Here is a 2,798-nt window from a genome sequence, read left to right on the forward strand (position 1 = left end):
GCGCTGTGTTGGACGTTCCTAATTCGGATCGTGCCGCGACCAGATGCTTCTCGGGAGAATCAGGTGGCTCAATGCAGCGTTTCCGCCGCGGCTTCGTCGACAGCGGCCATCAGGTCAGCCGTATCCGATTGCTGGATCATGTGACCCGCATTCGGGACGCGACGCATCTTGCTGTGCTTGATCTCGTCATGCMGCCTGCCGGACTGTTCGTCGATGTCGATGAGGCGGTCGTCCTCGCCGGCCAGGATGGTGACCGGCATGGCCAATTCGCCGTAAGTCTTCGCCGACAGCATCGCAGAAGGGACCATCAACGCCGCTTCCGCGGCACCCGCACGAAGCTGCGACGGACGCACCGCCAGTGATTTGGGGAAGCCGTCGAATTTTCGCGGGACGGATTTAGGTCCGAACAGCTGCCGCAGCATCGCTGGCCACATCAGGCGGCTGAGGATCGGAGAGATGGTGTGACTGAGGAGATCGCCAAACCCGGGGATCGCCGGCCCGGCGATCGCCATCATCGCGTCGGTGCGGGCTGTCGGGAAATAGTAGCCCGACGCCAGTATCAGGGCCTCGACCATGGAGGGCTGTCTGCTTGCCAATGCGATCGCTACCGACGCTCCCCAGGAATGTCCGAGCACGATCGCCTTTTCGACACCGAGGTGTGCAAGCGCATCCTTGAAGAGATCGGCTTGAGCCGCAGGCGTCCACACGACATTGCGGGGCCTCAGGCTGTGACCGAAGCCGGGACGATCGAACACGATGACGCGATAGTCCTTGGCGGCGAGATCGATCAAACCACTCGACTCGAAATCCTGGATCATGCTGCCATTGCCATGGAGCAGGACCAGAGGACGGCCGGATCCGCGCTCGACGTAATGCAGGCGAACGCCGTCGATATCGATGAACCGTCCTTGAGGCGGGTTGTCGCGTTGTGCCTTGTCGGCAAGTCGCCGATTGACGACTGCCGCCGCAGCCATCAGGCCGACTGTTGCGACAACCGCGGAGGCCACCGGATATTCTGCGAAAGCACGGAGGGTCGTGGCCGCCAACGATGGCGAACGTTTTTTCAATATGCGCATGTGACACTTTCGCTGGGCGGAACCAGCTGTTGGATGAGAGGAAGGAACGCGTGCTGGATTTAAAGTCCTGATCTCATCACGATCTTGATGACGCCGGCGTCTTTGTCGCGGAATTTCTCGTGCGTCTTGGGCGCTGGATTTTGGGATCTGGAACTATGTCTACCCGGACGTCGCCTTTGCCGTGCCTACAGAGCGCCCGCATGGTCAAATCTCCATTTGGGGACGGCATGCGCATTCACGGGTCATGTCGTGCAGACGCAACAGGGCGGGTATAGATATGTTCCTACGCCCCACGGATGCGGCACAGCACGAAGAGTGTTATCCAAACGGCGGCGCCATGCAGGGCATCGTTTTAATCTGCCGAATGCCGAGGAGCGGTTTTCCCGGGAACCGCTCTGGCAAATGTCTTTAGAGACACCATATCCAAGGTATAGCTAGCACGACATGACAGTCGCTAGTGACCGAAAGACGTTACCGCCCTCCCGCCCACAAACAGGAGGCGCTCAGTGAACGTTTTGCTCTATCCCCTGCAATCTTTTCCGCAAGTTCGAGCGCCGCTGGACCGCGAAAGCCGTTGAAGACGAGGGCCTACGACCGCCGTCTCAAGGGACGAACGGCTGCATCGCCTGCGGGCGAATCGTGGCAGCTCCGATGCACTCGACCTACTTGCCCCCCGGGAAATTCGTCAATCAGTGGCGGTGTCCCCTGTGCCGGAACGCCTGGCAGACTTTTGCCGATCCCGCTAGCAGCGCTGATATCCAATTGAGCCGGTCCGAGCATCTTCGGAAGAATGCCGGGCGCTGCCTGACCCTGGAAGACACTGCCGCCCGCGGCGCGCAAGCAGTTCAGCCGCATGGGCGATGCCTGGCTCTGGGCGGTCTTACTGAGCGAGAAATCTGAATGCGACAATCAGTGCCATCACGCTCGCGAACCAGATAGATGTCGCGGTCGAGGCGGTCGGCCGGCACGATCGAGGGCGAGGAACGCATACGCTACTCCTACACGACAAGGACGGAGAGACGACCCCGGCTCCGGGGGAGACTAGGGGGTTAGGCCGGGGCCGCTCCGCCAGCTCTTACAGCGAGCCAGCGACGACTCAAATATTCGACTGCTCTGGTCGTTCCCCTTCAGTCAGTCCCTTGTCCCGGAAGAAAAGGGCCCCAGCTCAAATGGGGGTGAGCCCGGGCCTAGAGGTTACCCTCGACGAGCCCGAGGGCGTCGGGAAAACATGGCAAGAACCACGATGTTCCTCACTCGGCCAGAACCCCCGCGGCCTACAAACGTCAACCGTGCAGGGGTAGCGCCAGATGCACGCCGATCTTGCGACCGAGCGGCATCTCGCGCTCCGCCGGCTGTCCAGCGAGCCAGCGACGAATCAAATATTCGCCCACCCTTGTGGTTCCTTTGAGCCGGTCGCCCCCAAAAAGGGGGACTGGCCTGTTTCCTAGCGCGGTAGCCTAATTAGGAACGCCACTCTGTAGCTGCTCTTGTCCCTCTATCACCGGGACCGATCAAGGGGCCCCCTGACTGAGAGACACGACTGCGCTCCCGCCCAAACGGAGGAGCGTCTATGCCGCGCTACTACTTCCATATCTTGAACGGAAAAATGCTGATCGATGACGTCGGCGTTGAAGTGGCCGACACCGAGGCAGCGAAACTTGAGGCAGTGAAGTACGCAGGCACTATCCTGACGTCTGAGCATCCCACCGACATGTGGAAGGG

2 protein-coding genes are annotated in these 2,798 nt (G+C 60.6%); one reads left to right on the top strand and one right to left on the bottom strand.

Annotated features, from left to right (window positions below; translation table 11 throughout):
- Positions 1 to 68 precede the first annotated feature (68 nt).
- Positions 69 to 1,076 carry an alpha/beta fold hydrolase gene (locus AB4Z51_RS44675; protein WP_441499740.1) on the bottom strand — a complete coding sequence of 336 codons (1,008 nt, stop codon included), beginning with the start codon at positions 1,074 to 1,076 and terminating at the stop codon, positions 69 to 71.
- Positions 1,077 to 2,646: 1,570 nt separating this feature from the next.
- Here AB4Z51_RS44675 and AB4Z51_RS44680 point away from each other — a divergent pair.
- Positions 2,647 to 2,798: DUF6894 family protein (locus tag AB4Z51_RS44680; RefSeq protein ID WP_441499741.1), on the top strand; the 152-nt coding region annotated here is incomplete at its 3' end.

The organism is Bradyrhizobium sp. 2TAF36, assembly GCF_052114925.1.
GTDB lineage: Bacteria > Pseudomonadota > Alphaproteobacteria > Rhizobiales > Xanthobacteraceae > Bradyrhizobium > Bradyrhizobium barranii.